The 25,327-nt window shown below is 62.0% G+C and carries 26 protein-coding genes; 16 read left to right on the forward strand and 10 right to left on the reverse strand.

Annotated features, from left to right (window positions below; all coding sequences use genetic code 11):
• Positions 1 to 247: 247 nt before the first annotated feature.
• The 3 genes from KJS47_RS21185 to ilvA all read left to right on the forward strand — a co-directional run bounded on the left by KJS47_RS21185 (position 248) and on the right by ilvA (position 3,824).
• Positions 248 to 937 (forward strand): ABC transporter ATP-binding protein, encoded by a 690-nt coding sequence (locus KJS47_RS21185; RefSeq protein WP_213527477.1) that lies wholly within the window; start codon positions 248 to 250, stop codon positions 935 to 937.
• Between the two features lie 12 nt (positions 938 to 949).
• Positions 950 to 2,176, forward strand: coding sequence for an ABC transporter permease (locus KJS47_RS21190; protein WP_213527479.1), 1,227 nt, complete (start codon positions 950 to 952; stop codon positions 2,174 to 2,176).
• Between the two features lie 382 nt (positions 2,177 to 2,558).
• Positions 2,559 to 3,824 (forward strand): threonine ammonia-lyase IlvA, encoded by a 1,266-nt coding sequence (gene ilvA / locus KJS47_RS21195; RefSeq protein ID WP_213527481.1) that lies wholly within the window; start codon positions 2,559 to 2,561, stop codon positions 3,822 to 3,824.
• A gap of 164 nt (positions 3,825 to 3,988) precedes the next feature.
• Here ilvA and KJS47_RS21200 read toward each other — a convergent pair whose 3' ends face one another.
• Positions 3,989 to 5,065 carry an SGNH/GDSL hydrolase family protein gene (locus tag KJS47_RS21200; protein ID WP_213527483.1) on the reverse strand — a complete coding sequence of 359 codons (1,077 nt, stop codon included), beginning with the start codon at positions 5,063 to 5,065 and terminating at the stop codon, positions 3,989 to 3,991.
• Between the two features lie 170 nt (positions 5,066 to 5,235).
• Positions 5,236 to 6,513: a BaiN/RdsA family NAD(P)/FAD-dependent oxidoreductase gene (locus KJS47_RS21205; protein WP_213527485.1), complete on the reverse strand. Its 1,278-nt coding sequence runs from the start codon at positions 6,511 to 6,513 to the stop codon at positions 5,236 to 5,238.
• Between the two features lie 143 nt (positions 6,514 to 6,656).
• Here KJS47_RS21205 and KJS47_RS21210 point away from each other — a divergent pair, with 143 nt between their 5' ends.
• From KJS47_RS21210 to KJS47_RS21220, 3 genes are all read left to right on the forward strand, one after another.
• Entirely contained in the window at positions 6,657 to 6,794 is a 138-nt protein-coding gene (locus KJS47_RS21210) for a hypothetical protein (RefSeq protein ID WP_213527487.1), read from the forward strand.
• Between the two features lie 7 nt (positions 6,795 to 6,801).
• The gene (locus KJS47_RS21215; RefSeq protein ID WP_213527489.1) at positions 6,802 to 7,209 is read left to right on the forward strand and encodes a DUF3905 domain-containing protein; all 408 of its coding nucleotides are present in this window, start codon (positions 6,802 to 6,804) and stop codon (positions 7,207 to 7,209) included.
• A gap of 176 nt (positions 7,210 to 7,385) precedes the next feature.
• Positions 7,386 to 7,817 (forward strand): BrxA/BrxB family bacilliredoxin, encoded by a 432-nt coding sequence (locus KJS47_RS21220; protein WP_213527491.1) that lies wholly within the window; start codon positions 7,386 to 7,388, stop codon positions 7,815 to 7,817.
• 108 nt (positions 7,818 to 7,925) lie between these two features.
• On the opposite strand, the gene KJS47_RS21225 is transcribed toward KJS47_RS21220, so the two are convergent.
• Together KJS47_RS21225 and KJS47_RS21230 are read right to left on the reverse strand one after the other, a co-directional pair.
• A complete protein-coding gene (locus tag KJS47_RS21225; RefSeq protein WP_213527493.1) occupies positions 7,926 to 8,129 on the reverse strand; it encodes a helix-turn-helix transcriptional regulator in 204 nt (67 codons plus the stop codon).
• A 224-nt stretch (positions 8,130 to 8,353) separates the two neighbouring features.
• The gene (locus KJS47_RS21230) at positions 8,354 to 9,067 is read right to left on the reverse strand and encodes a tyrosine-protein phosphatase (protein WP_213527495.1); all 714 of its coding nucleotides are present in this window, start codon (positions 9,065 to 9,067) and stop codon (positions 8,354 to 8,356) included.
• Between the two features lie 195 nt (positions 9,068 to 9,262).
• Between KJS47_RS21230 and nadE the strand changes: the two genes are divergently transcribed.
• Positions 9,263 to 10,072 carry an ammonia-dependent NAD(+) synthetase gene (gene nadE, locus KJS47_RS21235; RefSeq protein WP_213527497.1) on the forward strand — a complete coding sequence of 270 codons (810 nt, stop codon included), beginning with the start codon at positions 9,263 to 9,265 and terminating at the stop codon, positions 10,070 to 10,072.
• A gap of 122 nt (positions 10,073 to 10,194) precedes the next feature.
• Complete coding sequence (gene acpS, locus KJS47_RS21240) at positions 10,195 to 10,584, forward strand: holo-ACP synthase (protein WP_213527498.1); 390 nt, start codon at positions 10,195 to 10,197, stop codon at positions 10,582 to 10,584.
• Between the two features lie 196 nt (positions 10,585 to 10,780).
• Here the strand turns inward: acpS and KJS47_RS21245 are convergent, their stop codons facing one another.
• On the reverse strand, positions 10,781 to 11,170 hold the full coding sequence (locus KJS47_RS21245; protein WP_213527500.1) for a c-type cytochrome: 390 nt from the start codon (positions 11,168 to 11,170) through the stop codon (positions 10,781 to 10,783).
• A gap of 191 nt (positions 11,171 to 11,361) precedes the next feature.
• Between KJS47_RS21245 and KJS47_RS21250 the strand changes: the two genes are divergently transcribed.
• The 3 genes from KJS47_RS21250 to glpK all read left to right on the forward strand — a co-directional run bounded on the left by KJS47_RS21250 (position 11,362) and on the right by glpK (position 15,592).
• Complete coding sequence (locus KJS47_RS21250; protein WP_213527502.1) at positions 11,362 to 11,928, forward strand: glycerol-3-phosphate responsive antiterminator; 567 nt, start codon at positions 11,362 to 11,364, stop codon at positions 11,926 to 11,928.
• 232 nt (positions 11,929 to 12,160) lie between these two features.
• On the forward strand, positions 12,161 to 13,831 hold the full coding sequence (locus KJS47_RS21255) for a glycerol-3-phosphate dehydrogenase/oxidase (RefSeq protein ID WP_249716627.1): 1,671 nt from the start codon (positions 12,161 to 12,163) through the stop codon (positions 13,829 to 13,831).
• A gap of 288 nt (positions 13,832 to 14,119) precedes the next feature.
• Positions 14,120 to 15,592 (forward strand): glycerol kinase GlpK, encoded by a 1,473-nt coding sequence (gene glpK, locus KJS47_RS21260; RefSeq protein ID WP_213527504.1) that lies wholly within the window; start codon positions 14,120 to 14,122, stop codon positions 15,590 to 15,592.
• Between the two features lie 110 nt (positions 15,593 to 15,702).
• On the opposite strand, the gene KJS47_RS21265 is transcribed toward glpK, so the two are convergent.
• From KJS47_RS21265 to KJS47_RS21275, 3 genes are all read right to left on the reverse strand, one after another.
• Positions 15,703 to 16,383, reverse strand: a complete 681-nt coding sequence (locus tag KJS47_RS21265) for a DUF421 domain-containing protein (RefSeq protein ID WP_213527506.1) — start codon at positions 16,381 to 16,383, stop codon at positions 15,703 to 15,705.
• A 411-nt stretch (positions 16,384 to 16,794) separates the two neighbouring features.
• Entirely contained in the window at positions 16,795 to 17,370 is a 576-nt protein-coding gene (locus tag KJS47_RS21270) for a hypothetical protein (protein ID WP_213527508.1), read from the reverse strand.
• A 57-nt stretch (positions 17,371 to 17,427) separates the two neighbouring features.
• Positions 17,428 to 18,321, reverse strand: coding sequence for a helix-turn-helix domain-containing protein (locus KJS47_RS21275; protein ID WP_213527510.1), 894 nt, complete (start codon positions 18,319 to 18,321; stop codon positions 17,428 to 17,430).
• 294 nt (positions 18,322 to 18,615) lie between these two features.
• Between KJS47_RS21275 and mutY the strand changes: the two genes are divergently transcribed.
• Positions 18,616 to 19,737: an A/G-specific adenine glycosylase gene (gene mutY / locus KJS47_RS21280; protein ID WP_213527511.1), complete on the forward strand. Its 1,122-nt coding sequence runs from the start codon at positions 18,616 to 18,618 to the stop codon at positions 19,735 to 19,737.
• Between the two features lie 255 nt (positions 19,738 to 19,992).
• On the opposite strand, the gene KJS47_RS21285 is transcribed toward mutY, so the two are convergent.
• Together KJS47_RS21285 and KJS47_RS21290 are read right to left on the reverse strand one after the other, a co-directional pair.
• On the reverse strand, positions 19,993 to 20,607 hold the full coding sequence (locus KJS47_RS21285; protein WP_213527513.1) for a superoxide dismutase: 615 nt from the start codon (positions 20,605 to 20,607) through the stop codon (positions 19,993 to 19,995).
• A gap of 254 nt (positions 20,608 to 20,861) precedes the next feature.
• Positions 20,862 to 21,860, reverse strand: coding sequence for a metallophosphoesterase (locus KJS47_RS21290; protein WP_213527515.1), 999 nt, complete (start codon positions 21,858 to 21,860; stop codon positions 20,862 to 20,864).
• Positions 21,861 to 22,171: 311 nt separating this feature from the next.
• Between KJS47_RS21290 and KJS47_RS21295 the strand changes: the two genes are divergently transcribed.
• The 4 genes from KJS47_RS21295 (at position 22,172) to queG (ending at position 25,320) form a co-directional block, all read left to right on the forward strand.
• Complete coding sequence (locus tag KJS47_RS21295) at positions 22,172 to 22,594, forward strand: GNAT family N-acetyltransferase (protein ID WP_213527518.1); 423 nt, start codon at positions 22,172 to 22,174, stop codon at positions 22,592 to 22,594.
• Between the two features lie 198 nt (positions 22,595 to 22,792).
• Positions 22,793 to 23,341, forward strand: a complete 549-nt coding sequence (locus KJS47_RS21300) for a DUF402 domain-containing protein (protein WP_213527520.1) — start codon at positions 22,793 to 22,795, stop codon at positions 23,339 to 23,341.
• Between the two features lie 98 nt (positions 23,342 to 23,439).
• Positions 23,440 to 23,877, forward strand: a complete 438-nt coding sequence (gene rnhA, locus KJS47_RS21305) for a ribonuclease HI (RefSeq protein WP_213527522.1) — start codon at positions 23,440 to 23,442, stop codon at positions 23,875 to 23,877.
• 231 nt (positions 23,878 to 24,108) lie between these two features.
• Entirely contained in the window at positions 24,109 to 25,320 is a 1,212-nt protein-coding gene (gene queG, locus KJS47_RS21310; protein WP_213527614.1) for a tRNA epoxyqueuosine(34) reductase QueG, read from the forward strand.
• Positions 25,321 to 25,327: the final 7 nt, after the last annotated feature.

Below are 25,327 nucleotides of genomic sequence, written 5' to 3' on the forward strand. Positions count from 1 at the left end.
CCAGACCCGGGACGGACCCTGATGAGCGGGGACCGGCCGCAGACCGCCGGAGAACGGCGGCCGACAGAACCCATACGCTAACCGGATAGGAGAGCCGCCTGCAGACGGGCGGAGGAGAGAAAGCGCAGGCTTTCTCTTTTTTTGTGTGTAACGGACAGGCAATTGAGGTTCGACACGAAAGCTTCCTCGTTTCGTATAAAATAGACATAGACATAGTAGAGAGACAGATTGAGAAAGGTTGAGGGATATGGAGAAGCTTCAGGTAGAGCTGCGGGAGGCAGGCTATCCGGACCGGAGCGCGGTCGTGTCCGATGTCGCCTTCACGGTGCGGGAGGGAGAATGGGTCGGGCTGATCGGCCCGAACGGAGCGGGCAAGAGCACGACGATCAAAGCTATACTCGGACTGCTCGGCAAACGAGAAGGAACAGTCGTATTTAGCGGGCCCTATTCCTACATCCCCGAGCATCCGGTTCTTTACGAGCATTTGACGCTGTGGGAGCATCTGGAGTTGGCGGCCGCGGTGTGGGAGCTGGAGCCTGAAGCGTTCCGCGCCGACGCCGAACGGCTGCTGGCGCGTTTTCGGCTGACCGAGGTGCGTCATCACCTGCCCGGCAGCTTTTCCAAAGGAATGCAGCAAAAAATCATGCTGCTCGTCGCCTTCCTGCAGAAGCCGGACGTCTACATCGTGGACGAGCCGTTCATCGGCCTCGACCCGCGCGCCGTCCAGGACCTGATCGAGCTGCTGGAGGAGGAGCGGCAGCGCGGCGCCGGCATCCTCATGTCGACGCACGTGCTCGACACCGCGGAGCGGCTGTGCGACACATTCCTGCTGCTGGACAAAGGCCGGCTCGTCGCGCAGGGGACGATGGACGAGCTACGGCTTAGCAGCGGACTTCCGGGAGCGTCGCTGTTCGACTGCTTCCTGAAGCTGACCTAGGGAGGGACGGCCATGCTGCGTACTCCTCATCAGTTGTTTGTCCGCCGGCTGCGGGACGATGCCCGCTTCCAGTGGCGGGCCTGGCGATCCGCCTTTGACTGGATCGTCGGCGTCTATCTTCTGCTGCCGGCGCTCGCCGTCTTCGGCTACCAATATTGGCTCTGGTGGACCGCTCCGCCCGCCTGGCTCGAGCTCTACGGGGGAGCTGCCGCCGCGGTGCTGCTCACGCTGGCCGCGCTGTCCGGACGCATCCGCTTCTATCTCGAGGAAGCGGATCAGCTCTTCGTCTTCACGCGGCCGGCCTGGCGGCGCTCCCTCATGCGCGCGGGGCTCGCTTATTCGGCCGTCGTGCACGCCGCGCTGGCTGCCCTGGCCGTCGCGATCCTCGCGCCGGTGCTTGTGCGCCAGGCAGGCCTCTCCGCCGCAGAGGCGGTGCTGCTCGGCCTGCTGACAGCGCTGCTGCGCACCGGCCTCGCGGTCGCGGCCCAGTGGCTGGAGCGCCTGCTGCGCGGCTGGCGGCGCATTGCGGCCCAGCTGCTGCTGCACCTGCTCGGCGCCGGGCTGCTCGCGGCCGGCTGGCTGCTGCTCTTGCTGCAGCCAGCCTATGCCGGGCTGTACGCCGCGCTGCTGGCGGCGGCGCTGCTCGGCCTGGCGCACCGGCGTCTGCAGCGCCACGTCTATGCGCTCCAGGATGCCGCCGAGGATCACAAGCTCAAGCTGCGCTTCACCTCGTTCCTGATCGGCCAGGCGATGCCCCGCCCTCCGGTGTCGAGCCGCCGCCGGCCGCAGCTGTTCCGCTCGTCGAACCGGCTGTTTCGCCGCCGCTCGCCGGCGGCCGGTCTGGCGGAGGCCGCCGTCAAGGCGTTCCTGCGCAACCCGGCGAGCTTCCGTCTGTACTTGCAGCTGGCCTTTCTCAGCACGGGGGCGATGGCCGTGCTTCCCGCGCCTGCCAAGTGGATGCTGTGGGTGGGAGGAAGCTTCATGCTCGCCTATCTGGCGAGGCTCGGATGGAAGGAGACGCTCGCGGCCCGCTACCTCCAGCTGTTTCCCCGGCCCGACGCTTTGGTCGTAGCCGCGGGTCCGCGCGCCGTGGCGGTACTCGTGCTGCCGCCGGTGCTCTTGATGAGCATAGTACTGGGGGCGTTTGTGTTTCCTCCGTGGGGCGCGCTCCTCCTGCTTCCCGCCGGCGCTGTTCTCGGAATCGCCGCCTCCTACGCCATGACGTCGATTCCCAATTGACTTGGCCGGGGAAAAGGAGTATAACTATACTAAATTTCACCTGAATACATTCGCTTGACGAGACCAAGTAAGCCGCGATTGCGATCTGCCAGAGAGTCGGTGCCCGCTGAGAGCCGACGGTCGGACGTGAGCCGAATATCTTCTCCGAGAAGCCATGCCGAACGCTCGGGAGAGCAAGTAAGGATGGACGGGAGTCCGCCGTTACAAGGACCGCGTATGATGGTACGCAGCAGAGGTGCCGGGTAAGGCCTGTCGATCGTCAGCAGACGGCGGGGCTTCTTGGAAGTAGGGTGGTCACGCGAGAGCTAATCTCGTCCCTTGGGGGGACGGGATTTTTTTGTTGTCTGTCTCTGCAAAACCGAAAGAGAAGGAGGGCGCAACCATGGCCGGAAACAAGGTGGAAGAGCAGGTTACTATGCAGGATATTGTAGTGGCGCATCACGCGCTGAAGGAGGTCGTGCGGCGGACGCCGCTGCAAAAGGATCCGATTCTGTCGGCCAAATACGGCTGCCAGGTGTATTTGAAGCGGGAGGACCTGCAGGTGGTTCGGTCGTTCAAGATCCGCGGAGCCTATCACTGGATCCGTTCGCTCGGCGAGGAGGACCGGGCGCGCGGCATCGTCTGCGCCAGCGCGGGCAACCACGCGCAGGGAGTCGCCTATTCGTGCCAGACGCTGCAAATTCGCGGCAAAATCTTCATGCCCGCGACGACACCGCGGCAGAAGGTGAGCCAGGTGAGCCGGTTCGGCGGCAGCTACGTCGAGGTTATCCTGACCGGCGACACGTTCGACGATGCGTATGACGCGGCTATCCGCGTCAGCCGGGAGGAAGGGATGACGTTCATCCACCCGTTTGACGACAAGCGGATCATCGCCGGCAACGGCACCGTGGCGATGGAGATGATGGAAGAACTGCCCGTGCCGGCCGACTACGTCTTCGTTACGGTAGGGGGCGGGGGCCTCGCTGCCGGCGTCGGCACGTATGTCAAGGCGATCAGCCCGCGGACCCGCGTCGTCGGCGTAGAGCCGACCGGCGCGGCTTCGCTGACGCATGCGCTGGAGCGCAACGAGGTGACGGGCCTCGAGCAGATCGAGAAGTTCGTCGACGGCGCCGCCGTCAAGAAGGTCGGTCAGCTGACGTTCGAGGTGTGCCGCGACGTGCTCGACGACGTCGTGCTCGTGCCGGAGGGCAAGGTGTGTACGACGATTCTCGAGCTGTACAACGAGAATGCGATCGTCGCCGAACCGGCCGGCGCGCTGCCGATCGCCGCGCTCGACCTGTACCGGGAAGAGCTGGCGGGCAAGACAGTCGTCTGCGTCATCAGCGGAGGCAACAACGACATCGACCGGATGCAGGAGATCAAGGAGCGCTCGCTCATGTACGAGGGCCTCAAGCATTACTTCACGGTCAACTTCCCGCAGCGGGCCGGCGCCCTGCGCGAGTTTCTGGACGATGTGCTGGGGCCCAGCGACGATATTACCCGGTTCGAGTATACCAAGAAGCACAACAAGGAGAACGGGCCGGCGCTGGTCGGCATCGAGCTGAAGTCGCGCGACGATTACGGTCCGCTGATCGAGCGCATGACGCGCAAGGGCTTCGAATATGTCGAGCTGAACAAGGATCCGCTGCTGTTCAATCTCCTCATCTGAGGAACAGCCTGCGGGCTGCAAAAGGCGGAGCCGCCATCCCCACGGGATGCTGCGGCTCCGCCTTTTTTGGTTCACGCTTCGCCCGAGCTGACGCCCGAGCTGACGCCCGAGCTGACGCCTGAGCTGACGCCTGAGCTGACGCCCGCCACTGATTTTGCGGCGGTTCATTCGTCCTTCGTCTGCCGCATCTCTTCCCACAGCATCGCGGCGATGGCCCGGTACCCGTTCGCATTGTAAAGCACGTCGTCGGCATAATACTCGTCTGTGAGCCGGCCTTGCAGATTCAAGTACTTCACCGGCTTGTCCGCGAAGTAGCCGTTGATTCGCTGCAGATTGTCCCTTACCCGGGTGTCCGCCAGCTCCTCCGCGTGGGCGGTCTCGTTGATGCCGGCGAGGAAGACGAGCGTCTCTTTGCCCTTCTGATGCTCCATGATCTTCTCCAGCATGTAGACCTGGGGGCTTGCGTCCGTCAGGTCGAACGTCTCCCGGGATAGGGTGGACGGCACCTCCGCCGGGACGTCCGCTTCCGCCGGAACCGATTGCTCCTGCTCGGAATACGCCTGCGCCCGGCTCTCAAAATAGCGCTCGTATGCTAAGCTGGCCTGCTCAGCCAGAACATCCTTGTAGCGGATAAGCGATACCGACGCCGCGATCTGGTCTCTCGCGTAGGCGAGCGACTGCCCGAGCCGGTTGCCCGGCGTATGGTGGCCGTTCGACGCGAGTTGAGGCTCCAGATGCGCGTAGCTGTCCCGGTCGAGATCGTGCAGCGTATCGGGCAGCAGTGCGGCGATGGCGGGTCCCGGCCGGCGCGGTGCGAAATCGTCGTACCGGACGTTCAGCACGACCCGGTCGGTCGAGATGCCGTAGCGGTCGAGCAGCAGCAGCATTGCGTACATATCGCCCGCCTGCATGCCCGGCTGCGCCAGGTTGAAGATAGCCGGCTTGCCGTAGCCGCCTTCCTTGACGCGCAGCTGCTCCATATAATAGCCGACGGACTCTTCCGGCTGGACCGCGCTTCCGTACGCGACCGAATCCCCTAGGATGACGATGTAGTCCCGGATCCGATTATCGTCGATCTCCACCTTGAGCCGGTCCAATAGCGCATGGTAGTTCCGGCTGTCTTGAGCGAACTTGTCCTCGCGCACCCGGTAATCGTAGAGTGGCTCGAGAGGGAGCAGGTAAGGAAGCATCGCTTGCAGCAGGAAGAGGAACGCCACGGCGTATTTGATTGCTTTTTTCATCGGTTGCACCTCCATCGGTTCCGCTCCGCAAAAAAGCTTGACAAACCCATCTTCCTCCTAATTAACCACAATTCCGGAAGATTCATCAGCAAATTGGAACGGAGGCACAAACGCCAAAAAGCGCCGGATCTCTCCGGCGCTTGCTCTAGCTCTCCTGCGGATGCGAAGCCTTACTCGAGCGTCTGGCCGCTTGCGGCCTCGGCCGCGCTCTTGCCCGCCGTGTACCCGGTCGAGAACGCCGCCGTAATGTTGTAGCCGCCGGTATAGCCGTGAATGTCCAGCACCTCGCCGCAAAAATAAAGCCCCTGCATCAGCTTCGACTCCATCGTCCGCGGATCGATCTCCTTCAGATGGACGCCGCCGCCCGTCACGAACGCCTCTTCTATGGACAGCGTTCCGTTCACGTTGATGGGGAACGCCTTGACGAGCTCCGCCAGCGTCTGCCACTGGGTCTTCGGCAGATTGGCGTGCGTCAGCTCGGCCTGGAGCCCCGCCTTGCGGAACAGAATCGGCAGCATGCGCTCGGGCACGTAGCCCTTCAGCACGTTTTTAATCGCTTTTTTGGGCTCGTCGCGGACAAGCGCCAGCGTCTCCTCGAAGATCTCGCCGGAAGACTTGTCCGGGAAGAGATCGAGCGTCAGCTTGACGGTCGGCACATCGAACTGCTTCCGGGCCTTTACGACGAACTGGCTGCAGCGCAGCACCGCAGGACCCGACAGGCCGAAGTGCGTGAAGATCATGTCGCCGTCGTGCTGGATCAGCTTCTTCCCTTTGGGATTCCACACGGTCAGACGGATGTCCCGGAGCGAGAGGCCCTGCAGCTCCTTGCTTTGGATGAACGCCTCGGCCGACGTAAGCGGCACCTCGGTCGGGTACAGCTCGGTTACCGTATGGCCGGCACTCTCCGCCCAGGCGTAGCCGTCGCCCTCCGAGCCGGTATGCGGCACCGACTTGCCGCCGACGGCGACGATGACGGCCCTGCAGCGAAGCTCCTCGCCGGTTCGCAGCCGGACGCCCGCGACGCGACCGTCCTCGAAGAGGGGACGGTCGACGGGGCTGTTCAGCCGCATCTCCACCCCTTGGGAGCGGACCCGGTTCACCAATGCGTCGACGACCGTCTTGGCTTTGTCGGTAACCGGGAACATGCGCCCGTTGTCCTCTTCCTTCAACCGGATGCCCAGCCCTTCAAAAAAAGCGATGATATCCTTGTTCCCGAACGTCGCCAGCGCGCTGTGGAGGAACCGGCCGTTGCCCGGAATGTGGCGGATCAGCTCGTCCAGCTCCTTGGCGTTCGTGACGTTGCACCGCCCGCCTCCCGAGATGCCGAGCTTGCGCCCGGGCTTGTTTCCTTTATCGAGCAGAAGGACGGAGGCGCCCCGCCCGCTCGCGGCCACACTGGCCATGAGGCCGGCGGACCCGCTGCCGATTACGATAATGTCATAGTCCAACCTTCATCTTCCTTTGCTGTAAGCCTTGATAGCGGCGCTAGGCGCACTCTCTCTATTGTAACCGGTTTGGCCGGCGGGGGAACAGGCGGATGATAAAACCGCGGGACGCCGCGCATACTAGGGGCAGAAAGGAGAGGATTGCCATGAAGAAGGACAAGACGGCGGGCCAATCCCCAGAGCAGGCGAAGCACGAGCGCCAGAACCGCAAGGAAGGCCGCGATTCCTTCGCCGGCTCGGTCCCCGACAAGAAGCTGAGCGGCCCGAACCGCCCGGCTGAGTAGGAAGAGCATGACGGATCATAAAGAAGGACCGGAGAGCTTCCGGGAGACCGGCGTTGTCGGGGACGACCGGCTGGATCCCTACGAGATCGATTTCCTCCCGGAATTCCGGGAGGGGCGGGGACCGAAGCGGCCGTTCGTCAACGAGCACGGCGTCCTGATCGGCGACCATGACTATGTCTCGGCGGACTCTCCTCTCGAGCAGTGGAGCACGGAAACCGATCCCGCTATCATGTCGGGAGACCAGTGGGTGCATCCGTTCAAGGACATCGGCTTCCATACCGCCGAGAACCGAGATTATTTCGAGCGCGGCATCCCGCCGAAGGAAGGGATCTTCCTCCACGCGGTCCGCAATACGGCAAGCGCGGCGAAGCGTCCGCCGGAGGCGGAAGAACCGGAGGAAGGGAACCGTCGGTAGGCCGGGTGTCCCGATCATACCGGGGCGCCTGAGGCCGAAGAGAGTGCCGTTCCGGGCTTCGGCGTTCCGGAGCGGCTTTTGCGCGGCGTCATCATTGTTCTTTCCATTCCTCCTCGGGACCTGTATAATAAAAAGTAAGTGACAATTACTTATCTCGTTAAGGAGTGAACGCTAAGATGGCAATGTCTTTTGACGCATATATGCGCGATATGGTTCAGCCGATGCGCGACGAATTGACCCGGATCGGAGTTCAGGAGCTTCGTACACCGGAGGAAGTTCAGGAGCAGCTCGAGGACGCCAAGGGAACGGCGCTGCTCGTTATCAACTCCGTCTGCGGCTGTGCCGCCGGCCAATGCCGCCCGGGCGTAGCCAAGGCGCTGCAGGGAGAGGCGAAGCCCGACCACCTGTTCACCGTCTTCGCCGGACAGGATAAGGAAGCGACCGCCAAAGCCCGCGAGTACATCGACTACCCGCCGTCCTCGCCGTCGATCGCCCTGTTCAAGGACGGAGAGCTGGTGCACTTCATCCAGCGCCACCAGATCGAGGACCGGTCGGCCGACATGATCGCCGCCGATCTGACCGAAGCCTTCGAGAAATACTGCCGGTAAGCATTCCGGGCAGCTAACGCCAATAACCCCCCAAGGCCTGGACTGTCCCAGGCTTCGGGGGGTTTGCTTTGTCCGGGCGTGGCTCTCCCGGCTGACTCCGCCATGCGGCTAGTCGGACTCCGGCTGATAGGAGAACAGCCCGTCGACCGGAACGCCTAGCACCCGGGAGAGCTGAAACGCGAGCTGCAGGCTCGGGTCGTACTTGTTATTCTCGATCGCGTTGATCGTCTGCCGGGTGACGCGGCATGCCTGAGCGAGGTCCTCCTGTGACAGCCTGCGTTCCTTGCGCAGCTCCTTGATCCGGTTCACCATCGTGCGGGGGCCTCCCCAAATGTCTAACATATTTGACATTCAGTATACGGGCGTGAGCTCGCTCTGTCAAAAGGCAGCCGAGCCGTCCTATGTATTCCGTCGGCATAATGGGTCTTCCCGTACCCGCTGATCGGATAAAGAACGATTAGAGCGAAGGCGTATATGGGTAAGGGGATGGGAAGGGTCCCCCCAAGAGTTGCGGTCCTCCGGCATGTCCGCCGAGGTCAGTCCACCTTAGGAACGATCCGCCGCATCCGCTCCCGAATCGCTTCGGTTCTCTCCTCGCCGACGCGCTCGGCGACGATCCGATAGCCGGCGGACAGGTTGGGCTTACGTTTTATATTGTGGGCGTCGGTAGCAAGCGTGAAAGCGAGGTCTTGGTCGACGAGCCATTCTGCGAATGCCTGAGCCTCCTTGTTGTAATTGCCGGCCAGGCTGTCGGCAGACACTTGAGTCCAGGCGCCGAGGCTGATCAGGTTGGTCAGCAGCTCCGGTTCGTCCCGGAAGAAGGCGTGCCGCTCGGGATGGGGAATGATCGGCGTGATGCCGAGCCCCGTCAAGTAGCGGACCGCTTTCTCAGAATCGGGATGATAGCCGGACCACGGCTCCTCGAGCAGCACGAAGCTGCCGGTAGGGCCGAGCAGCTGGACGCTTTGGTTCTCGATGATCTGCGTCAGCTCGGCGGCTCCGGCCAGCTGCACTTCCTGGCCGGCGTGGAGCGTAATGCCGATGGCCGCTTCGTCCAGCGCCTGCTGCAGCTGCTCGACGGACGCCCGCACGAAGGCCGCGTCCGGAGCGTAGACCGAGTTGTAATGTGGCGTTGCGATAATATGGCGCACTCCGTCCTCATAAGAGATACGCGCCATCGCAAGCGCTTCCTCGAGATCGCCGGCTCCGTCGTCGATCCCGGGAAGAATGTGGCAGTGAATATCGATCATGGGAAGGCCTCCTCTTGGGTTGGTTCTTCCGTAATGCTAGCAAACAGCTGGATAAAAATCCAGCTATTGGATAGTCTGTCGGTAGAGGGATGCCGGCCCCGCGAGGCCGGTCTGACATGCCGTGCAAGCAAATTGCTTGTCTATGCGGCCTGGTCTATACTTAAGGCAAAACGGAATGGAAAGGATGAACGTGCGATGAGTCTGCAGCAGGAAATTATTCGTCAATTGGGCGTCAAGCCCCAGATCGACGTAGAGGAAGAAATCCGCCGGCGGGTTGACTTCTTGAAGGATTATATCGTGAAGGCGGGAGTAAACGGGCTGCTCATCGCCATCAGCGGCGGGCTGGACAGCGCCGTCGTCGCCGGCCTGTGCAAGCGGGCGACCGATGAGCTGACCAAGGAGCAGAACAAGGAATACATGACGCTCGGCGTGTTCCAGCCTTACGGCGAGCAGGTCGACATCGCCGACAGCTATGCAACGGCCGAAGCGTTCGACCTCAAGTACAAGGTGGAGACGAATATCGAGGACTCGGTGGACGAGATCGCCCTCGAGACCGAGCACGCGCTGCGTGCGATCGGCCGCAGCCAGCATATGAGCAAGGAAGGCAAGGGCAACATCAAGGCCCGCACGCGAATGGTCGTGCAATATGCGCTTGCCTTTGAGCTGAACCTGCTCGTTGTCGGCACTGACCACGCGTCCGAGGCGATCACCGGGTTCTTCACGAAGTGGGGCGACGGAGCTGTGGATATCACTCCGCTCAGCTCGCTGAACAAGCGGCAGGTGCGGGAGCTCGGCCGCTCGCTCGGCGTTCCGAAGAGCATCCTCGACAAGACGCCGACGGCCGGCCTTTGGCCGGGGCAGACCGACGAGGGTGAGCTTGGGGTCAGCTACGAAGACAACAGCGACTACCTGGAAGGCAAGGAGATTGGCACCGACGCCAAGGAGCGTCTGGAGCGCGCTTATCTCCGTACGAATCATAAGCGCAACGAGATCCCGGGCATTTAAACGGGAAGAGATACAGGAAAACCGGCGGGGACGGAGACAGACAGAACCGAATGAGGCAGGAAGACACATGCCGGCATTCGGCCGTGCCCGACGCGGGAGCAGGCGCAGAGGGGGAGTCGCAGATGATCATTGGGGTAGGCATCGATCTCGTGGAGATCAGCAGGGTCAAGCGGTTGATGGAAGGGCCAAGCGGGGAGCGGTTCGTCCAGCGCATTTTGACGCCGGAGGAGCTGAGACTGGCGGAAGATCGGAAGGGAAGGCTGCATGAATATGTGGCGGGCCGGTTCGCCGCCAAGGAGGCCGTCGCCAAGGCGCTCGCCTGCGGAATAGGCCGCCAGGTCGGCTTTCAGGACATCGAGATTTTGCCTGACCCGCTCGGCAAGCCGGAATGCAGCCTATCCGCGGTATCGCTCCATCGGCTGAAGCTTGGCAGCGGCGTCCGCGTCCATCTCAGCATCACGCACACGAGCACGAACGCCGCTGCGTACGTCATCGCGGAGCAAATAGACTAGTAGAGCGGAATCCGCCGCGCGGTAGCGGCTGTCCGTTCACACAGCAACCCCCCGGTTCCCATAGAGCCGGGGGGTTGCTGTTGGAGCGGGAAGGGTAGCCGATTGCCGTCCTGCCCGACCCGCCGTCGGGTACGAGCGAACGCCAATCATCTCTTGGTCATGGCGTCTCTCTCGCCTTTATCCACGGGAAAGCCGCTTATTTCTTGGCGGCGAGCCAGTCGGCGAGCGCGTTGATCTCGGTGTCGGAGATGCGGCCTTTGAAGCCCGGCATGCCGTTGCCGCCGTTGGAGATCTGGGTAACGATCTGCTCCTTCGACCGGCGGGCACCCACCTTGGTCAGATTGGAGTTGCCGCCCATCTTGCCCTCGAGATTATCGCCGTGGCAGGCGAGGCAGTTTGCCTTGTACACCTGCTCAGCCTGCGCAGTTCCCCCGCCTGCGGTTCCTCCGCCGGTCGTGGCGCCGGGCGTTGTGGTAGCACCAGGACTCGTCCCCTGCCCGGTTTTGTTGTCGTTCGATTTGCCGCAAGCGCCAAGAGCAAGGACAAGCGCGGCTGCGAGCACAAGCGCTCCGATCTTTTTGTTCATGGCAATAGCTCCTTGTGTTGAAGAATGGAAAGTCTACCGATAGAGTGTCCCAAACGGCCAAAACGATACGGGAACCGAACGGGCGTTTTATTTCGCCCCGGCCGTCTTCTATGCCGGACAGGCTCTCGCGGCGGAGCCGTTTATGCTACAATTGGAGCAAGACTGGAAATCCGGAAAGGAAGACACCCTTCGTGGAATCGATTGTCGACATGGTGGAGCACCAAGTGATCGCCTCGGTGCGGTCCGACGAGGAGCTGGCGGACGCGCTCTCCAGTAGCGTCAACGTTATCTTTCTGCTGAACGGGTCGATCCTGAATCTGCAGGAGAGAATTCTGCTGGGCAAGCGCTCCGGCAAGCGGATGTTCGTTCATTTGGACTTTACGGAAGGGATCGCACCCGACAAGAGCGGCATCCGGTTCATGGCCAACGACATTCGCCCGGACGGCATCCTGTCGACGCGCAACCATGTCGTCGGATTAGCCAAGGAATACGGGCTGATGGCGATCCAGCGGTTATTCCTGATCGACAGCACGGCGATCCGCAATGGACTCCGTGCCATCCACACGTCCGGCGCCGACGCGGTGGAGATCATGCCCGGCGTCATGCCCAAGGTGATCCGCGAGCTGACCGACCTGACCGATCTTCCGATTATTGCGGGCGGCCTCGTGCGGACGAGAGAGGACGTGCTTGAGGCGCTCCGGGCGGGCGCACTGGCCGTATCGGTCGGAACGCCCGAATTATGGCGAATGGACTTGTAGACAGATTCCTCCTGGAGGGCTATAATGGAGCCATAAGCATATTGCAAGTGGGCGGAGACCAAAGAGAACCCTTTGCTGATTATGCACCTTGTTTAGGTGTGTAGGACGCAGGGTTCTCTTTTTTATGTTCAAGAATCGGGTGTCCGCCTTCCCGCTCTTGGGCGGGGGCGCCGCACCCGATGGCCGGCACCGCTATGCGCAAGGACGAAGACATGCATTGGAGGGATACAGGATGAGTACAGCTTTTGCAGCAACGGAGCGGCAGAACATTCTGAAGGCGATGGCCGCGGAGACACACGACATTCTTATTATCGGCGGGGGGATTACCGGGGTCGGAACGGCCTGGGACGCCAGTCGCAGGGGAATGAAGACGGCGCTGATCGAGATGAAGGACTTTGCCTGGGGCACGTCGAGCCGCTCGACCAAGCTCGTGCACGGGGGCCTGCGCTATCTGAAGCAGGGTGAGGTCAAGCTGGTCATGGAAGTCGGACGGGAGCGCGCGCTGCTGCACCGAAACGCCCCGCACATCGTCATTCCGGCACCGATGATGCTGCCGATCTACAAGGGAGGCTCGATGGGCTACTTCATGTCCTCGATCGGCCTTTACGTCTATGACATGCTTGCGGGCGTCAAGCGCAAGGAACGGCGCATCATGTACCGTGTCGCCAAGACGCAGGAGCTCGAGCCCCTGTTCAAGAAGAAGGACATGATCGGTTCGGGCTACTATTACGAATACCGGACCGACGACGCCCGGCTGACGATGGAGGTTGCCAAGTGCGCGAACCGCAACGGCGCCAAACTCGTCAACTACGCCCAGGCGGGGGAATTCCTGTACAAGAACGGCCGCGTCATCGGCGTGAATGTAACGGACGTTACGACTGGCGAGGAGTACAAGATCTACGCGAAGAAAATCGTCAACGCCGCAGGTCCGTGGGTTGACCGTGTCCGCGGCAAGGACCATGAGGTTAAAGGGAAAAAGCTGCTCCTGACCAAGGGCGTCCACCTCGTTGTCGACCACAGCCGCCTGCCGGTCAAGCAGGCTGCGTACTTCGACGTGCCGGACGGCCGGATGATCTTCGTCATACCGCGCGACGGCAAGACCTATATGGGGACGACGGATACGTTCTACAAGGATGCGATCGAAGAGCCGCGGACGACAGTCGAGGATCGGGATTACCTGCTCAACGCGTGCAACAACATGTTCCCGGACGTGAAGCTGACGCCGGATGACGTCGAATCGATGTGGGCCGGCCTGCGCCCGCTCATTCACGAGGACGGCAAGAAGCCGTCCGAGGTATCCCGGAAGGACGAGATCTTCCTTGCGGACTCGGGTCTCATCACCATCGCGGGCGGCAAGCTGACCGGCTTCCGCAAAATGGCCGAGAAGGTTGTCGATCTCGTCGCCAAGCAGATCGGCCAGGAAGAAGGCCGTTCGTTCCCGGGCTGCACGACCGACCAGGAAGTGCTGAGCGGCGGCAGCACCGACGGCAAGAGCTACGAAGCCTACAAGAAGCAGATTGAGGACGAGGGCATTCGCCTCGGCCTGAGCCCGAAGCACGCTTCCTATCTGTATTCCCGCTATGGCTCCAACACGCCTCAGATTCATGCCGGCATTCGTGAGATGGCGGGCGAGCAGGCGCTGTCGACCGACCAGAAGGCGCTGATCGCCGAGGTGGATTACTGCATCCAGAACGAGATGACCGTCACGGCAGTCGACTTCCTTGTCCGCCGGACAGGGCTTCTGCTCTTCAACGTGAAGCGCGCCAAAGAAATCGCGCCGTCCATTCTGCATCTGCTCGCCGACCGTCTGGGCTGGAGCGAGGCTGAGCTCAAGCTGCAGCAGGACCGGCTCGAGAAGGAATTCGAGACCGTTAAGGCAACGACGCGCAAGGACAGCAAATAAACCGGCAGCGGGGGCGGTTCGCCTCCGAGGCACGCAGATCCGGCCAGCCCTGGCACCGACAGGGGCTTCGGCCGGTTTGTCGTCCCCGGCGGCGGCAGCCCGTGCGCGCTACGCAGCCCTTACCCGCAAGCGTAGTACGGGCTGTCAGCGGCCGGCGGATATGCTATGCTAGCATCGGAACGCCTTGCCGACCCGCCGTTCCGCGGCGGAGCGGCAGGCCTGTGAATGACTATGTAAACGCCATCATAACGTTCCATATACGGGGAATCAGGAAGGGAGAACGATAGAGTGGGGCAATATATACTATCGCTGGATCAAGGGACAACGAGCTGCCGGGCCATCGTGTTCGACCGGACCGGACAGGTCAAGGCAATGGCGCAGCGTGAGTTCACGCAGCACTTTCCCCAGCCGGGCTGGGTAGAGCATGACGCCGCCGAGATCTGGAATACGCAGCTGGACGTCATGAAGGAAGCTGCGGCCGCCGTTGGCGCCGAGGCCATCGCGGCAATCGGCATAACGAACCAGAGGGAGACGACGGTCGTCTGGGACCGCGAGACGGGAGAGCCGCTCTACCGGGCAATCGTCTGGCAATGCCGCCGCACCGCGGAGATGTGCGCGCAGCTCAAGGCTGAAGGCTGGGAAGAGAAAATCCGCGAGAAGACGGGGCTCGTGACCGACCCGTATTTCTCGGGAACGAAGCTGTCGTGGCTGCTGGCGGAGCGTCCGGACATTCGGGAGAAGGCCGAACGCGGCGAAGCGCTGTTCGGGACGATCGACAGCTGGCTCATCTGGAAGCTGACGGGCGGAGCCGTCCACGTCACCGACATCTCGAACGCGTCCCGCACACTTCTGTTCAACATCAACACGCTTGACTGGGACGAGGAGATTCTCGCCAAGCTGCGTATTCCGCGTGCCATGCTGCCGGAGGTTCGTTCGTGCAGCGAGGTGTACGGCACGACCGGCCTGCTCGGCGGCGGGAGCGAGGTACCGATCGCAGGAGCGGCAGGAGATCAGCAGGCGGCGCTGTTCGGCCAGGGCTGCTGCTCCGAAGGGATGGCCAAGAACACGTACGGCACCGGCTGCTTCATGCTGATGAACACGGGCGCCAAGCCGGTCGCCTCCCAGCAGGGCCTGCTGACGACCATCGCCTGGAGCCTGAACGGCAAGGTCACCTATGCGCTGGAGGGCAGCGTCTTCACGGCGGGGGCCGTTATCCAGTGGCTGCGCGACGGCCTCTCCATCATCGCCGATGCTGCGGAGACGGAAGAAGCCGCTCTCGCGGTGGAGGATACGGGGGGCGTCTACTTTGTGCCGGCCTTCACCGGACTCGGCACGCCGTACTGGAATCCGCACGCGCGCGGCATGATTACGGGCCTCACGCGCGGGACGACACGCAACCACCTCATCCGCGCGGCGCTGGAGGCAATCGCCTACCAGTCCGCCGACGTGCTCAAAGTGATGGAAGAGGAATCCGGCATCAAGCTGCAGGAGCTGCGGGTGGACGGCGGCGCCGTGCAGAACGGCTTCCTGATGCAGTTCCAGTCCGACCTGATCCGCGAGCCTGTATCGCGTCCTCAGGTCCGCGAGACGACGGCGCTGGGCGCGGCCTTCTTTGCAGGCCTTGCGGTCGGCGTCTGGAAGGATACCGACGAGATCTGCCGGATCTGGACCGAGGATACCCGGTTCCTGCCTCAGATGGACGAGACGGCGCGGGAGCGGAAGTACGAAGGCTGGAAGCGCGCGGTCGGCTACCAGCAGTGACGAAGAAGGTTCCCACGGCATAACAAACAACCTCCCTGCGCATTCGGCAGGCGGGTCCTTCGAGAAGGACTTGCCGCCGGGGCGCGAGGAGGTTGTTTCTGCTTACGCGGCTACTTGGTCAGGATATAGATGCCCTCCGTTTCCTTCCATTCCGCGTAGGCGATGTCGTGGATCCGCCGTCCCTCGTATCCTTGTTCCTTCAGCTTGTCGAGCAGCCACGAACGGGATAAGCCAAGCTCGCGAAGCGTATCCTCCCGGATGCGGCCGTCCTCGACGACGCAGTAGGAGAGGCATTCACTCTCGGCCTCGAGTTGGAGATCCTTTGTTGTGACGGCCTCGTACGGCGCTTTTTTGATCACGCTGAGCGAGCCGTTCTTCTCGTAGATGGCGTATTCGACCTCCCTCATCGAGAAAATATCCTTTTGCCTCAGCATCATCGTCAGTTGATCGAAATCCAGGTTGTTTTTGTGAAGCTCGCGGACATTGACATCGCCCTTGGCGATGAGCAGCGAAGGCTTCCCTTCGAGCGTGTTCCGCGAGCTTTTGAAGGTCCGGGTCAACAGATCGAACAGAAATGTAAGCACCCCCCAAAAGACCAAACCGAGAACAATCATATAGGGGCTGACTTCCTCATCGTACAGCGTATTGCCGACGATCTCGCTCAGCATAAGCGAGGAGATGAAATCGAACGGCGTCAGCTGGGAAATTTCTTTCTTGCCGACAAGACGCGTCACAATCCACAGCATGACAAACGAGAACGCTAGCTTGAGCGCCACCTGTCCGAACGCCATGAAACGCACCCGCCTTTCTCACTGTGATTGCCCATTCTTACCCGTTCCCGGCTAGAAGGAATCCGGCAAGCAGAGGCGAGAGGCTGGGAATGAGAGGGAGGCGCGCCAAAGCTCCCCTGTCCGGTTTAACGCGGCGGGGCTGCGGGACGTGACGGCAGCGTTGCGTGCTGCAAGTGCGGGAGGACGTGGTTCTGTGTTGGCGTAAGGATGATAAGGTTAGGTAAGATAGGGTTTTTGGGAAGGGCGTGAGCGTGAGCGTGTAGGTATGTATCCACAAGAAAAATGATTGTGGAAACGGCCAATGAGCGGAGCGGGTTAAAGCTCATTGGCCGGCACCGACGAATGACATTGGCCTGTTCTGCGCCGACGGATGGGCACCGGCTTGTTCGGAGACGTCCCGCGCCCTCTAGGCTACGCGGAACGGCTGCTGCCGGCCGCCGCCTGGCTCCAGCGCTGAAGCAGCCAGCCGGCGCCGAGCAGGCTGAACCCGCCCATCAGCTGGATGGCAATCGGGGAGAAGCCGAGGTAGAGAAAGCTGACGAGCGCGGAGAACGTGAGCAGCCACAGGCCGATGTAGACCAGCGTCTTGCCGAATACGACGCCCAGCAGGACGTACAGAAGCGCCGCCGCGAGGCCGCGCAGCATGCCGCCGTAGAACCAGCTTACGGCGCCCGCGTAGAGCAGCACCGCCGAGGAGACGGCCAGGACGACGAGCGGCAGCAGCAGCCAGAGCGCCATCTTCCATTCCTTGGCGGCGGGCTCCGCCGTGCGGGCAGGCTTGCGGAATAGAACGAAAAGGCTGATGAGCAAGGCGGCCGCGAGGGTCGCGGGCTCGATCCAGGTCGGTTCGTTCCAGCGGTAATAAATTTGGAATCCGGCATGGAGGATCCACTGCAGCCCCCATACATGGAATAACGGCAATAATGAGGATGCTTGAGGCAGATAGCCGCGCATGGTGCGCTGCCAGTCGCCATACGACTGTGCCAACAGGTCTCCTCCTCTCTTTTTTCTATGCGCTAGCTTACTATTTTCCGGGGCGGGAAGTCAAATGGGCGGCTTCGGCCCGGACGGCGGAGGAGTGGCCGTATGCCCGAGGTCGACCCGGTGCTGCTTGGCGTACTCGCGCGGCGAGACGCCTTCAATTTTTTTGAAGATTCGGCTAAAATAAAACTCGTCCGCATACCCGACGCTGTTGGCGATCGACTTGAGCCGGTAACCGGATAGCACGAGAAGCTCCTTGGCCCGGTCCATCCGCAAATTCGTCAGGTAATCGATCGGACTGTACCCGCTGTATTTGCGGAACAGCCGGGAATAGTGGCTTACGCTGAGCCCGGCCATCTGGGCGAGCTGCTCCAGCGTGAGCGGCTCCTGGTAGTGCCAGCTCATGTAGTCCTGCGTGCGCTCGATCGCCGACGTCGTATCGCCTGTAATAAGCTGGGAGCGGAAGTCCAGAACGACCGTCAGCATCAGCTCCTGAAGCATGATGCGGCGGCGCATGCCCGTAATCGGGCCGCGCTTGTTCTTGAGCGCGAGGAGCTGCTCCAGCAGATAGATTAGTTTGGGCGTATCGCTGATCGTATACATGCCCTGGAGCGGAAACGGCCGCTCGGCGGACGTTTTGAGGCTCCAGCCTTCCTTGCCCGGATGGCTCTCGGCATAGTCGAACCGGAGAAAATAGTATTCTACCGGCTCCAGCGGATCGGTCCGCCGTTCGACGGTCATCCCGGGCACGAAGAAGAAAATCTTGCCCGGCTCCGCCGGATAGTGGGTGCCGTTGATGGTGAACGTGCCCCTGCCCTTGACGACGAGCCACAGGGAATGGTGGCGGGTCAGGCCGGGCGGCCGGTACCAGTCCGGGTCGGACTTAACGTGCCCGACGAGGAGCAGGGTATACACCAATTGATTGAGGTTGGCGGCGAGCTCGCCTGGAGTCAGCATGACTTCGTGGCCTCCGTTCGGTCAAGGCCGCCGCGCACCGAAGCGATTGTTCGCCGAGCGGCGCGAATGGCGTCCCATAGAGTAGAAGCTGCGCCGAAGCGAAGGGGCCCCCGGACGGGCGGACCCTCTGCCGCTCGGGCAGCATCCGGCTAGCGATGCGGTCCGCTCCGGCCGTCGACAGGATGGAGCGGTTTCTTCTTATAGTAGAACATCCGCGGGGCTCGTCAAGCCCCAATCGGGAAACTACGGAATTCCCAATAGAGAGGTCCGGAAACGGACAAGCAAGGAGGCAGCATGACCAGTCAACAATCAAAAGCTTATTTCTCCGCCAGGCTAGTGCCGTGGTACCGGCATGTCAAGCGGGACCTGCCGTGGCGCCGTACGCGCGATCCTTATCACATCTGGATCTCGGAGATCATGCTCCAGCAGACGCGGGTGGAGGCCGTCATCCCGTATTTTCTGCGGTTCACGGAGCGGTTTCCGACGATCGACGCCCTGGCGGACGCCCCAGAGGAGGACGTGCTCAAGCTGTGGGAGGGGCTCGGCTATTATTCGCGGGCGCGCAATCTCCAGGCGGCGGCGCGCGAGGTGCGCGACGAGCACGGCGGCATCGTCCCGTCGACCAAGGAAGCCGTGTCCGCGCTCAAGGGAGTCGGCCCCTATACCGCCGGCGCGATCCTCAGCATCGCCTACAACGTGCCGGAGCCAGCGGTGGACGGCAACGTCATGCGTGTGCTGTCGCGGTATTTTGCCCTGGAGGACGATATCGCGAAGCCGGCGACCCGCGTCAAGATCGAAAAGCTGGCTAAGGAGCTCATTCCGGACGGAGCGGCGGGCGACTTCAACCAGGGTCTCATGGAGCTAGGGGCGACCGTCTGCACGCCGCGGTCGCCGAAGTGCCTCGTCTGCCCGGTCATGGAGCACTGCGCGGCCCGGATCGCCGGGCGCGAGGAGGAGCTGCCGATCAAGACGAAAGCCAAGAAGCCGCGTCTCGAGCCGCGCGCCGTCGCGCTCGTGGAAGGAGAAGGCGCGCAGGCGGGCAAGCTGCTCATCCGCCAGCGGCCGCAGGAGGGCCTGCTCGCGCGGATGTGGGAGCTGCCGCACGTCCCGGTGGAGCGGGCACCGGGGGCCGAGCCCGATGCGCCGGCGGAGATGGACGCGCTCGCCCGCGAGCTGGCCTCGGGCGACGGCGTGGCGGTCTGGCCGTCCGGCTGGTGGCTGAACACGGAGCACGTGTTCAGCCACATTCGCTGGGAGCTGGCCGTGTACCGCTGCCGCCCGGACGCCCGGCTGCGGCCCGAGGCACTGCCGCCCCATTACCGCTGGATCGGGCCCGAAGACGTGGACGCTTATGCGTTCCCCAACGTCTTTGTCCGGCTGCTCCAGCGGTACTGGGGGCGGGGAGGCGCCTCCTAGCGCCGTGCGCGTCTCGGCCCAAGCGAGGAGAGCAGCGTCGCCGTGCCCCGACTCCCGCAGCTCAAAACCAGTGGCACGGAAGCTCACGGGGTTTATGGGGAGACGTGCCGTAGGCACCTTCCCCGTCGGCGGACGTATGCGCGTCAAGACACAACAAAAGCCCGGCGGCTGCCGGGCTTTTGTTGTGTCTTGCGGGAGGGCGCCCCGTGCTCACGCAAACGGGGGAGCCGGACCGCCGGACAGGCGAAGCGAGCCTTACTTCTTGGCGGCTTCGTAGCGATTGTTCGCTTCTTCCCAGTTCACAACGTTCCAGAACGCGCCGATGTAGTCCGGACGCTTGTTCTGATACTTGAGGTAGTAAGCATGCTCCCAGACGTCCAGGCCGATGATCGGAGTCTTGCCTTCCATCAGCGGGCTGTCCTGGTTGGCGGTGCTGCTGATGCCCAGCTTGCCGTCGTTATCAACGGTGAGCCATGCCCAGCCGCTGCCGAAGCGTGTGGTAGCTGCTTTGGCGAAATCTTCCTTGAACTTCTCGAATCCGCCGAGCTCGCTGTCGATCGCTTGCGCGAGCGCTCCGGTCGGCTGGCCGCCGCCGTTCGGTCCGATGATTTGCCAGAAGAGAGTATGGTTGGCGTGGCCGCCGCCGTTGTTGCGAACCGCGGTACGGATCGACTCCGGCACGCTGTTCAGATCGGAGATGAGGTCTTCCACGCTCTTGTCTTGCAGTTCAGGAGCATTTTCCAGGGCCGCGTTCAGATTGGTGACGTAAGTGTTGTGATGGCGGTCGTGGTGAATCATCATCGTCTGCTCGTCGATGTGAGGCTCCAGCGCGTTGTTCGGATAAGGCAGTGCAGGTAATTGATGGGCCATTTCGTAAAACCTCCTATTGTATGTAGTGATTACGAGTCTATTATCTCTCGTTCCGGTTAATAAATCAACATGGGTGTTGCTAAACTAGCCGGAGGCGGGGGATCGTCTTGCCGTTCTAGCTTGCTCCCATTCTCTTCTTTTATACGCGGAGAAAGCCGCCGTGCAGGAACGTCTAGCCGCTGTTCATGGACGGCCGCTGCCGTCTATACACGGCTGGCGGACGTCTTGTGCACTGGCTACCCGACGTCTATGAGCTAGCCGGCGTCTGCGGCCGTTTCCGGCAGGGGGCTCTCCTCGGCGGGAGAAGCGGCTGGGGTGCATACGAGCGACGGCAGCGGCTGCACGATCGTGTAGCCTTCCTTGTCCTCATAAACGCCCGTGGACGGGTTATAGACCGTCATCCGAAGCTCGCGGCGGGCGAGCGAATACTGCAGGATGCGGATCCTGCCGGCGCCTCCCTCCTCGGAATGCTGCCAGTTCTGGTACGACTGGAGCACGGGATTGCCGTGGTCTCCGAGGTCCACGCGGAAGCTGACGGGGCCTGGCACATGATGACCGTTGAACACGGCCGTCATATTCGGGTGCTTGCGCACGAGCCGGTTCCAAATATCCTCCCCGTCGAGCGCCCCGGTCATGCCGGCATAGTCCTTCGGATTGTGATCGTCGCCCGGCTTGGTTCGCTCTCCGTTGATATACATGTAGGAATGCGTGAAGAGCACGGCGGGGCAGTCCGCATGGCGGCTCAGCACCTCGTCCGCCCAGGCAAGCACCTCTTCCCGGGGGCCGAATTCGAGCATAAGATAGAGGAACCGGACGCCGCCTCCCATCTCGAGAATGCCATACAGATTGTCCGGCTTGCCCTCCTCGAACGCTTCGCGGAACCACGGCTGGTTCCGGTAATGCGAGAGCCCGAAGTACGAGCGAAAGAAGGGCGCCTCCCGGCTCACTTCAAAATCCTCGTAATCGTGGTTTCCGATGCAGACCAGGAGAGGGAGCCCGGCGTCCGTGACGATGTCCATGCAGCGGCGGGCCCATTGGAATTCCTGTTCGTTCTTGCCGACATCGACGATATCGCCGAGATGGACGACGGCCTTGATACTTAGCGCCGCTGCATTGTCGACGATCCAGCGCGCCATCTTTTCCACCAGGTCTGAATAGTAGCGGTTGGCATACTGCGTATCCGGGATAAGCACGACCGAAAAATCGAAGTCGGTCTCCGGACGGAGGGAATCGGTAGGAGTAGTCATAAGCATTCACCAGCCTTCTTCATGGTAGAGAGTCGGGCTCATTATAGCACAAGTTGATAGGGGAAATATGCCAGTTTTGGAACTGATTAGCCTCACAGCGCCTGCAATTGGCAGCCGATGGACAGACCCAGCAGCGGCGCGGATGAAAGCGGTGACAGCCAGGTGGTTTCGCCCAAATTTGAAAGTTTTCTAAACAATTTTTGAATTTTTTGCTCGATTTTCGCGATAACTGTTGTAAAATATAAGTACAGAATATGCGTCGAGAGAGAATAGGAATAGGATAGGTTACCTAAACCATGCTGCGGGGAGAGACAGACATGATCGTACGTTCGTTTCATTTGTCGGATTATTTCTCGGTCAATCGGCTCCTGGAAGACGTCCTCTCGGAGGAATGCTACACGGAGACGATGAAGGCGTTCAGCAGACAGCTCTCGCTTGACAGCCAGCTCGTCCTCGTAGCGACCGAGCAGGATGCGGTTGTCGGCATCATCATCGGCACCATCGACGATAACAAGGGCTACTATTACCGCGTCGCCGTCCATTCGGACCACCGCCGCAAGGGCATCGGCAAAGCGCTGATCCAACGGCTCAAGGAACGGTTCATTACGCGCAAGGTCAGCCGCATCCTCGTGACAGTCGATGCGCACAACGAGCCGGTACTGCCGCTCTATCAGGCAGTCGGCTACGACATGGGCGACTTCGCCAAGCCCGACAAACCGCTTGGCATCGTGAATGGTTAACCCTCTTACCGATTAACGCCGCGAAGAATAGACGGCGTGAATCCTGCCTCGCTTCACCGGAAGCTCTTAAGGAGAGCATATCCGGCCGCCATTGCATTTGGCCGCCGGATATGCTTTTCTTGCTATAACGGGTTCGTCCGCACGCGGCCTATTGGCACGCCTTTGGACGAACCGGAAGGAAGCGGGAGGCGCGAGGGCATGCGGGAGAACTGGAGCATTCACAGCTTGAAGCACGACGGCCGGCAGCACCGGACCTGGCACGAGAATCTCCGCGTGCCGGACGAGCTGCTGGCGGACGCTCACCGGGAGGAGTGCCTGCTCGTCCTCGTGAACGGACGGACGCCCGTCACGGAGGCCGACGGGACCACGTGGATTACGAGGACGCGGGCGGTCAGCTTTTTCAAGCCGGGATGGTGGTACAATATTGTCGCCCTTCCCATGGAGGGACGTCTCAGCTATTATTGCAACCTAGCTTCTCCGCCTGAAGTGGATGCGGCGGCTATCCGGTACGTCGATTACGATCTCGACGTGCTGGTATCGCCGGAGGGGCTGGTTACGATCGACGACGAGGACGAATACGAGCTGCACAGCGAGCGGTACGGCTATCCGGAGACGATCCGGGAGGCGGTGCGCACCGGGCTCGAAGAGCTGCTTGCGCGGATTCGGGAGGGAGCCGCCCCGTTCGGAGACGAGGAGGCAATCCGCCGCTACCTAGCGCTCTTCCCGGACGAACAAGCGGCGGACTAGGCGCAGGTGGACGGCACGCCTGCTCGGCAAGCCGAAAGACCGCTCTCGGGTAGAGCGGACAGCAGGAATTAAGGGACTGACGCGAGGGAGGAACGCAAGTGAAGGAAGTAACCATTTATACGGACGGCGCATGCTCGGGCAATCCGGGCCCGGGCGGATGGGGAGCAATCCTCTTTTTCAACGGACACCGGAAGGAGCTGTCGGGCGGCGAAGCGCATACGACCAACAACCGGATGGAGCTGCAGGCGATGATCTCGGCGCTCGAGCAGCTCAAGGAGCCATGCCAAGCGGCGATCTACAGTGACTCGGCCTATGTGGTGAACGGCTTTCAGAAGAATTGGGTCGGCGGCTGGCAGCGAAACGGCTGGATGAACAGCAAGAAGCAGCCCGTCGAGAACCAGGACTTGTGGAAGCGGCTCTTGGAGCTGATGAAGGTGCACAACGTAAGCTATATCAAAGTAAAGGGCCATGCAGACAACGAATTCAACAACCGCTGCGATTTTCTCGCGCGGGAAGCGATCAAGCAGATGAGATAAGGAGGATGCGGGATGAACGGGAACCGGCGGACAGAGAACACAGACATCAGAGAGCAGGAAAACCGGAAGCGAAACGGCGGCACCGTTCCTCCCGCTGCCTTCCTGAGGGAGAACGATGCCGGCGCAGGAGGCAGCTGGCAAGCCGAAGAGCGGACGGGGACCGGTTCGGGCGCGGCCATTGGCGGTGACGCAGGACCAGGGACGGGCCCTGAGCCCCATGCCGGGGGCGGGATGCCCCCGGAGAGGGATCCCGCATTCTGGGAGCGGCTGAAGGAGGAGATCCGGTCGGCGGCCCCCGAGCTCGGCATCGACAAGATCGGCTTCACGACGGCGGACCCGTTCTTGGAACTGAAGGACATACTGTACCGCCACCGGGAGGCTGGCCGCGAATCCGGCTTCGAGGAGCCGGATATCGAGAAGAGGGTTCATCCCGAACTGCTCTTCGACCGTCCGCGGTCGATTCTCTCCATCGCGGTCGCCTATCCATCGAAGCTGCACAATCCGCCCCGCTCGGAGCCGGGAGCCTACCGAGGCATTCTGTCCCGCTCGGCTTGGGGCAAGGACTATCATCATGTGCTGCGCGACCGGTTGGCGAGGCTCGAAGCCTTCATCCGAAACCGGGTGCCGGACGCCCGGCTGGAGAGCATGGTCGATACCGGCGCGCTCGTCGACCGCGCGGTGGCGGAACGGGCCGGCATCGGCTGGACGGGCAAGAACTGCGCCGTCATTACGCCGGAATGGGGCTCCTGGGTGTACCTGGGGGAGATGATTACCAATCTCCCCTTTGCCCCGGATACCCCCGTTACGGAGGACTGCGGCGACTGCACGATCTGCATCGACGCCTGCCCGACCGGGGCACTGGTCGGGCCGGGTCAGCTCAACTCGGGCAGCTGCGTCTCGTTTCTGACACAGACCAAGGGGCTCGTTCCCGACGAATTCCGCGAGAAGATCGGCAACCGGCTGTACGGCTGCGACACCTGCCAGATCGTCTGTCCGAAGAATAAGGGCAAGCATTGGTCGCACCATGCGGACCTTGCGCCCGATCCCGAAATCGTCAAACCGCTGCTCAAGCCGCTCCTGACGCTTGGCAACAAGGAGTTCAAGGAGCGGTTCGGCAGCTCGGCCGCGGCCTGGCGGGGCAAGAAGCCGATCCAGCGCAACGCCCTGCTTGCGCTCGGCAACTTCAAAGACCGGAGCGCCGTACCGATAATAATAGAGACTATGCGATCGGATCCCCGCTGGGAGATCCGGGGGACAGCTGCCTGGGCGCTCGGCAAGATCGGCGGGGAGGAAGCGCTGCAGGCGCTGCGGCAGGCGGCGGAGGACGAGACGGATGAGCGAGCGGCCGAGGAGATCGCCAAGGCGCTTGTCCGTCTGGACGGCGAAGCGGGGGAGCGGGAGGACCGCTCCCGGGCGTCAGCCCACGGAGAGGCGGCTGATTAGATCGGCT

Source organism: Paenibacillus sp. J31TS4, from assembly GCF_018403265.1.
In the GTDB taxonomy this organism is placed as follows: domain Bacteria; phylum Bacillota; class Bacilli; order Paenibacillales; family NBRC-103111; genus J31TS4.